Source organism: Ameyamaea chiangmaiensis, assembly GCF_013376175.1.
GTDB lineage: Bacteria > Pseudomonadota > Alphaproteobacteria > Acetobacterales > Acetobacteraceae > Ameyamaea > Ameyamaea chiangmaiensis.
The window spans coordinates 1-7,684 of the sequence record NZ_JABXXR010000127.1; the positions used below are offsets into that span (position 1 = coordinate 1).

Sequence of the window (7,684 nt, forward strand, 5' to 3'; positions counted from 1 at the left end):
GGCGAAGAGGTCGATACGGTTCCAGCCATAGAACGAAACGGCGAACCCGCCCCATTTCAGCACACGGTGCATCTGGTTGAAGGCCGGCCGGAGCCAGCGCGCATTGTCGTCATTGCGCACCTTCCGCCCGTCCCTGCCCTGATAGTTCACAAGGTAAGGCGGGTCGGTCAGGATGAAATCCACCGCATTGCGGGGGAGTGCGCGCATAAGCTGCACACTGTCGCCGTTGAGGATGGTATTGCGGAAATCGGTCGCCGTGGTGGTGGTGTTGGTCATGGTCTTTGCCCTTTGTTCCGCGAGGAACAGCCCCCGCTGTTCCTTTGCCTCGCGGCGAGCAGCGGGGTAGCAACGGCAAGGGCGACCGATGGGGAGGGGTCTCTCCCGGTCTGCACGGAGCGCAGCGCAGGAAGATCGGGGAAACCCCATCGGGCGGCGTCAGCGCGCTGACGCGAACCCTTGCCGGCGCGAGGGCAGAGCCATTAGCTTTTTCTCTTTTGAGGCTGTCATTCTTTCCGATCCTCCTCTACGTCAGGGTCGAGACAGCATCATCCGGACGTAATCGATCTGCCCTGTCAGATCACGGGATGTCGGGAACACGCCGTCGAATGCCGCCGTGCCGACCGTAAAACCATCGGCGCCCGCCGACACCACAGCCCGGATCCGTTCCTCCCGATCAATTGAGCCTGCCACGATGACCGGCTTATCCCATACGGCTGCGCGGACCCTCCGCATCAGGCTGGGTACATCTCCCGCGAACCGATAGGCCAGCAAGTCCAGTCCATGCACGCCGGGCCGGGAAGCGAGATCGACCGCACTGCGTACGATTTCGCCCTCGGTCCCTTCGAGACGACTAGGATGCCCGCTGATCCTGCCGGGAAAGGGGTAATATCGGATCTTCGTGCCTTTCAGCAGTCGTAGCGCGTCATCGACATGAGTGCCGCCGAGCAGATAATCGACACCCAGAGCGATACCGGCCCGCACCGAGCGAAGCTCGCTTTCGCGATCGAGGGAGACGACTTCCAGATAGGTCGTTGCTCCCGACTGCCTGATTTTATGGGTCAGGGTCTGAAGAGACTTAAACGGTAGGCCGATATCCTTGAACCCAATATGACGGACACCGGCAGCACGGACGATTTCAACCAGATCGACCGCATTCTCCTCCGTCCGGTCGTGACGAGTCAGCATGAAGATGAAATCGGGGCGGGTCATACTGTGACTCCGGTAAGGCGAAGAGCGTAATCGAACGCAGTCTCCAGACTGGATGAATCGGCGATACCGCGCCCCGCGATGTCAAAAGCAGTGCCGTGGTCGGGGCTCGTGCGCACAAACGGCAGGCCGAGCGTGATGTTCACCCCTTGTGCCAGACCCATATATTTCACCGGGATCAGCCCCTGATCATGATATTGCGCGACCACGACATCGAAGCGCCTTTCGCGCGCCTGCATGAACACGGTGTCGCCCGGCCACGGACCGGACGCATCGATGCCTTCACTCTGCGCCTGCGCAATGGCGGGCGCGATGATGCGGGCTTCCTCATGACCGAACAGGCCACCTTCTCCGGCATGGGGATTGAGACCGGCCACTGCGACACGAGGCCGTTCGATGCCCAGAGCCCGCGCACCAGCGTGGGCCAGGCGGATCGCCACCATCTGCGCAGGGAAATCGGCACGCCGGATTGCGTCTTGCAGCGAACAATGGATGGTCACCAGCACGACGCGGATATCCTCATTCGCCAGCATCATGGCGACAGTCGCACCGTCGGCCTGTTCGGCGAGAATTTCCGTATGGCCGGGGTAGTGCAGCCCAGCGGCAGCGAGCGCTTCCTTGTGGATTGGTGCGGTGACGATGCCGCCTACTGTCCCGCTCTTCGCCAATTGGACCGCGAAAAGGATCGCCGCATAGGCGGCGCGGCCACTTTCGACGGTGATCTGACCCATGGGCGGCAGGGACGCACACGCCGACGACGCCAGGACGTGCAGCACGTCGTCGTCGAAGCGGGCTTCGGCCAATGTTGTGATCCGGCGTACGTGCGCCGCTGAATCGAGCCCGGCCAGCGCATCACGCATCACCAGAGGATCGCCGACGACGATCCAGCGCCGTTGCGCCGGTCGTCGTAGAAACATCCGGCCCACGATTTCCGGTCCGATCCCGGCGGGATCGCCCATCGTGACCGCCAACGGCTGGTGATTGAAGGAAGGTGTTTCGCTCATGATGGTGATAATAACGAAACAGGGTCGGCAGAAAATCGATATGAACTGACCTGTTCTGGTGATAAAAACTGACCAATGAAGCGATCAGACATCCCGTCCCTGGACGATCTGCGTGCGTTCGAAGCGGTAACGCGCCTCGGTTCCGTGCGAGCGGCTGCCATCGAACTGGCTCTGACGCATGGAGCGATCAGCCGCCGGGTGTCCAAACTGGCTGCGGACCTCAAATTGCAACTATTGGAACCCGACGGTCGTGGCGTACGGCCGACCCGGGATGGTGAACGCCTGGCGCTGGCCACGAGCGATGCACTGAAGGGAATATCGACAGCGCTCGCCGAGATCAGATCGCCTTTTGCCACCCCGCCGATCGTGCTGTCTTGCGAACGGTCACTGGCGATGCGCTGGCTGATCCCGCGCCTGTCGGATTTTCAGGATCGGCATCCCGGCATCGACGTGCATCTCTCGACCGGCGGTGGCCCACTGGATTTCGTGCGTGAACGCATCACTCTGGCGATCCGGCGGCTCGATTTTCCTCTGGATCCGGACTGGACCGTGACCACGATCACGCAAGAGACGATCGGACCGGTGATGCGGCCCGACATGGCGGGGCGATTCGAGGACGGAGATTACCTGGCGCTCGGATCCCGGACTCGGCCCGAAGCATGGCGGAAATGGCTAGCCTCCCGGCCCGACATCCCACCACCACGCGACATCCGTTTCTACGACCATCATTTCATGATGCTAGAAGCCGCCGCTAGTGGCCTGGGGATTGCGCTGTCGCCCCGCATCATAGCGGCGGATGATATCGCGAGCGGGCGGCTTCTGGCGCCGGTTGGCTTCGATGTCGATGGAACATCATATGGGCTAATATGGCCCAAGGGGGCGGAAGTGGCAGAACACGTCCAGACATTGGAAAACTGGATTATGCAACGGATGCAATAATCCATAGGAAACAGAACCTTATTGCATTAGGGCGTCTTGCATGACTGGAACGCAAGGTAGCTGGATTCAGATGAAATTTATAAAATCGGAATGGGGTGTTCCCTATTTGTCCGCATTGACGTAGATTCTCGGCGAGAATGGATTGAGTAGGATGGCACAAAAATCTGAAATCGAATGGACCGATGCAACATGGAATCCGGTTACAGGCTGTACAAAAATCGGTCCCGGGTGCGATCACTGCTATGCGGAGCGCTTCGCCGAACGTTGGCGAGGGGTGATAGGACACTCATACGAGCAAGGCTTCGAGCTGCGACTTTGGCCAGCGCGTCTTAGTCAACCCGCTCGGTGGAAAAAGCCGCGAATGATTTTTGTCAACTCCATGAGCGACCTGTTTCACAAGAATATCCCGAAAGATTACATTGACGCCGTGTTCGATACGATGGAAGCGGCAAATTGGCATGTTTATCAAGTGTTGACCAAGAGGTCGTCACTGATGCGCAACTATGTCCGTCGACGTTATAACGGTGGTCCCGTACCGTCGCATATTTGGCTTGGTGTATCAGTGGAAGACGCTGCTCATAAGGGACGTATTGAACATCTGCAACAGATCAAGTCGGACGCGCGTTTCATCTCATTCGAGCCCCTTCTCGGTCCCATTGGAAAAGTAGACTTATCTGGAATTGCATGGGCAATTGTTGGTGGAGAAAGTGGGCCAGGTGCGCGGCCAATGGAGGCAGCATGGGCCACTCAAATGCGCCTTGCCTGTGAAGTATATAATGTGGCGTTCTTCTTCAAACAGTGGGGTGGCGCGCGCCCGAAATCCGGCGGACGACTACTTGACGGCGCAGAGTGGAACGGGTTCCCGTGGCAAATTGTACCAAAAGCGATAATGGCAGAGTTGGCAAACCAGGCGGAAAATGGCAAATAATTTTATCTGGGGCTCAAATGGTGTATTACCAAAGATCGAAGAACACACGAAACGGAAGCTTGATGTTCTCAAGAATTATTTAGACGTATACTTTGAGACGGTAGTCCGAAACCCGGCACTAGACCAGCTTAATATCGCGCTTGTGGATGGCTTCAGCGGTGGTGGCGCTTACATCGATGCTGCAGAAACACGACCGGGTAGCCCACTTGTTCTCCTAAAATCTGTCGAAGAAGCCGTTGGTAAGTTAAACGAGGGACGTACAAAGCCACTCGAAATCAACGCTCGATTTATCTTCGTGGATGACGAACGTGAGCATGTGGAAGCATTGCGACGCGAATTGCGACGCAACGGATATGCAGACGACGATCCCCGCATAACTATTCTCAACGGAACTTTCGTTGAGCACCTACCTGCGATTATTCATCAGATTAAGCTGACACAACGAAAAGGTCGGTCAATCTTTTTTTTGGATCAATTCGGATACTCAGACGTACCGATGTCTGCAATCCGAACCATTTTCACTACCCTCGATCGAGCCGAGGTAGTGTTGAACTTTGCGATTGATAGCCTTTTAAATTACTTGCAGGAAGCATCAGCGGGACTTCAACTATACCAACAATTTGGAGTTGATGATCGCTTCATATCGGACTGGCAGCAACGCAAAGACGAACATATGGGGCGCGCAATAACACAACGCGCATTGATGGCCCATATCCACATGAACAGCGGAGCAAAGTTCTTTACCCCGTTTATGCTGTGGTCACGCACGGACAATCGCTGGATGATGCTCGCCCATCTTTCACAGCATCAGGCGGCACGGGATAAAATGCTTAGTGTACACTGGCAGAAGCAAAATAGCTTTACTCATATAGGTCCAGGCGGTCTGTTTTCTCTTGGTTACGACACGCGACTTATCGAAAGTTGTGATTCTCTGTTCAGCTTCTCAGAAATCGACAAAACGGCACTCAACAGAGAATTAGTGAACGCACTACCATCAGAAGTACACCGCATTATGCACGAGGGACAATTAGAAGTATCCCGCTTACTGGCCGAGATCGGAAACCGTACCGCTGGCACTAACAATGATATATTTCACGTTTTATCTGAATTGGCACAGGCTCGTGAATTAGAAGTATTCTCTACAAAAGGAAAATTAAAGCGGCCAGGAACACGTATTGCAATCAGCGACCGATTGGTGAGACCAAGTCAAACTACATTGTTTTTCCCATCTAGATGGTAGTTAATACAAAAAAAACAACATACAATAAGTAATTTTATAAAAATACGGTCGCCACTTCATATATTTTACATAAAATTCATATAAAAATTGCGAAACAATTCCCAGCACTTCGGAGCGTCGCCCGTTCCCAATCTTGACGAGCGTCTCGATAGACACGGCATTAGAGTTGAGCCTGTTCATCTGCACTTGGGAAAGAGAGTACTGCTGGATCGTTCACGACTCATACTCCCGTGACGCCGTCATACGCCAGTATTTGTACGACGCGCCGCTATCCGGGGCTACCCATGACTACGATTCCATACGCTTGAGCACGCATGGACGCGCCCTCGCGTATTACCGTTTTCCATTGAAATAACAGCCATCTGTCCGGATCGTGTGCCTGTTTTCCTTGCCATATGCGCGGAAGAGAGCGACGATGACGGACAGACCGAGCCAGTCCATTGCCCCGGCGTATCGGCCGCCCGAGCCCGAGTTGCGGCTCGTCCTGCGACCCGATGCCCCCGACCCGCGCCTCGTGGCGTTCGTCCGCCTCATGGCCCGTCGTGCGGCACGGGATTGGTTCCGGTCTCAGCAACAGGAGCAGCGCCGCCGCTCCGGACCGTAAGGGATGCCCTATCATGAAGGTCGCGCTCTACGCCCGCTACTCATCAGATAACCAGCGCGACGCCTCGATCGCCGATCAGCTTCGCATCTGCCGCACCCACGCGGAGAAACAGGACTGGACCATCGTCGAGGAGTATACCGATCACGCGATCTCGGGCGCCTCCCTGATGCGGCCCGGGATTCAGGCGCTGATCGCGGACGCACAGCGCGGGCGGTTCCAGATCGTGCTGGCCGAGGCCATGGATCGCCTGTCCCGCGATCAGGAGGACATCGCCGGCGTCTTCAAACGCATGAATTATGCGGGCGTGCAGATCGTCACCCTTTCCGAGGGCGAGGTCTCCCACCTGCATGTCGGCCTCAAGGGCACGATGAACGCCCTCTTCCTGAAAGACCTCGCAGCCAAGACCCATCGCGGCCTGCGGGGACGCGTGGAACTGGGCAAGTCCGGCGGCGGCAACGCCTACGGCTATGATGCGGTGCGCAGGCTCGATGCCAATGGCGAGGCCATCCGGGGCGACCGGACCATCAACGTGGTGGAGGCCGAGGTGGTCCGTCGCATCTTCCGCGACTTCGCGGCCGGACTGGGACCGCGCGCCATTGCCTTCCGTCTTAATGATGAAGGCATCCCGGCACCAGGCAGCGGCGCGTGGGGCTTCTCCACGATCAACGGCAACCGGCTACGCGGTACCGGCATCCTCAACAATGAGATGTACGTGGGCAGGCTGGTGTGGAACCGGCAGCGCTTCATCAAGGATCCCGACACCGGCAAGCGCCAGGCCCGCCCCAACCCGGACACCGAATGGGTCATCCAGGAGGTGCCGGAATTGCGGATCGTCGACCAGGATCTATGGGACGCGGTCAAGGCACGGCAGGCCAGTGTCAGCGCCAGCCGGGACACACGCGACACCTCATCGCCCGATCATTTCCGCGAGAAGCGCCGTCCGCGCTACCTGTTCTCCGGTCTGAGCAAATGTGGCTGCTGTGGTGGCGGCTATTCGATGATCTCCGGCGCATTGCTCGGCTGCTCGACGGCGCGCAACAAGGGCACCTGCGACAATCGGACCAATATGCGCCGCGAGGAACTGGAGCGGCGCGTCCTCGACGCCCTGCGTCACCACCTTATGGATCCGGACCTGTTCGCCGAATTCTGCACGGCGTTCACCACCGAGATGAACCGGCTACGCATGGAAGCCTCCGCCGACATCGGCGCAGCGGAATCAGAGCTGAAGCGGGTCGATCGCGACATCCAGCGCCTGATGGATCTCTACCTTTCGGAAGCCATCTCGATCGAGACGGTCAAGGAGCGCGGATCCAAGCTCGAAACCCGCAAGGCGGAGCTGACGGAGTTCCTCGCCACCGCCGAGGCGCCCCCGCCCCTGCTCCATCCCCAGATGGCAGAGTTCTACCACCGGCAGCTCGCACGCCTGCACGAGATGCTGCATTCCGAGCTGGACGAGAAACGCCAGGAAGCGGCCGAGGTGATCCGCTCGCTGATCGAGGCGATCATCCTCACGCCCTCTGACAAGGGCCTCCAGATCGATGTCCAGGGCGATCTGGCTGGCATCCTGACGGTTGCGTCGGGCAGCGGACAAACGAAAACCCCAGCCCGTTTCGGGACTGGGGTTCGTGATGCGTTGGCATCGCAAGTTCAGATGGTTGCGGGGACAGGATTTGAACCTGTGACCTTCAGGTTATGAGCCTGACGAGCTACCGGGCTGCTCCACCCCGCGGGGGTGATTGTGTGTAGTATGAGTGGGTTTGAAG

Annotated in this window: 8 protein-coding genes and 1 tRNA gene; 5 read left to right on the plus strand and 4 right to left on the minus strand. The window is 57.7% G+C overall.

From position 1 onward, the window contains the following. The 3 genes from HUK82_RS12765 to pdxA all read right to left on the minus strand — a co-directional run. On the minus strand, positions 1-276 hold a 276-nt coding region (locus HUK82_RS12765; RefSeq protein WP_394367500.1), incomplete at its 3' end, for a DNA methyltransferase. Positions 277-528: 252 nt separating this feature from the next. Beyond that, positions 529-1,209 carry a 4-hydroxythreonine-4-phosphate dehydrogenase gene (locus HUK82_RS12770; protein ID WP_176614329.1) on the minus strand — a complete coding sequence of 227 codons (681 nt, stop codon included), beginning with the start codon at positions 1,207-1,209 and terminating at the stop codon, positions 529-531. Then, the gene (gene pdxA, locus HUK82_RS12775; RefSeq protein WP_176614330.1) at positions 1,206-2,210 is read right to left on the minus strand and encodes a 4-hydroxythreonine-4-phosphate dehydrogenase PdxA; all 1,005 of its coding nucleotides are present in this window, start codon (positions 2,208-2,210) and stop codon (positions 1,206-1,208) included. Before pdxA ends, HUK82_RS12770 begins: the two co-directional genes overlap by 4 nt. Before the next feature lie 75 nt (positions 2,211-2,285). Here pdxA and HUK82_RS12780 point away from each other — a divergent pair, with 75 nt between their 5' ends. From HUK82_RS12780 to HUK82_RS12800, 5 genes are all read left to right on the plus strand, one after another. Next, positions 2,286-3,149, plus strand: coding sequence for a LysR substrate-binding domain-containing protein (locus HUK82_RS12780; RefSeq protein ID WP_176614331.1), 864 nt, complete (start codon positions 2,286-2,288; stop codon positions 3,147-3,149). Positions 3,150-3,300: 151 nt separating this feature from the next. Beyond that, positions 3,301-4,077, plus strand: a complete 777-nt coding sequence (locus HUK82_RS12785; protein WP_176614332.1) for a DUF5131 family protein — start codon at positions 3,301-3,303, stop codon at positions 4,075-4,077. Then, positions 4,067-5,317, plus strand: coding sequence for a three-Cys-motif partner protein TcmP (locus tag HUK82_RS12790; protein WP_176614333.1), 1,251 nt, complete (start codon positions 4,067-4,069; stop codon positions 5,315-5,317). The genes HUK82_RS12785 and HUK82_RS12790 overlap by 11 nt, the downstream gene beginning before the upstream one ends. A gap of 415 nt (positions 5,318-5,732) precedes the next feature. Beyond that, positions 5,733-5,921, plus strand: a complete 189-nt coding sequence (locus HUK82_RS12795) for a hypothetical protein (RefSeq protein WP_080600658.1) — start codon at positions 5,733-5,735, stop codon at positions 5,919-5,921. Between the two features lie 13 nt (positions 5,922-5,934). Then, on the plus strand, positions 5,935-7,617 hold the full coding sequence (locus tag HUK82_RS12800) for a recombinase family protein (protein WP_176614334.1): 1,683 nt from the start codon (positions 5,935-5,937) through the stop codon (positions 7,615-7,617). Here HUK82_RS12800 and HUK82_RS12805 read toward each other — a convergent pair. Continuing rightward, positions 7,574-7,650: transfer RNA gene (locus tag HUK82_RS12805), tRNA-Met, on the minus strand. The two genes, HUK82_RS12800 and HUK82_RS12805, sit on opposite strands and share 44 nt — an antisense overlap. Between the last annotated feature and the right edge of the window lie 34 nt (positions 7,651-7,684).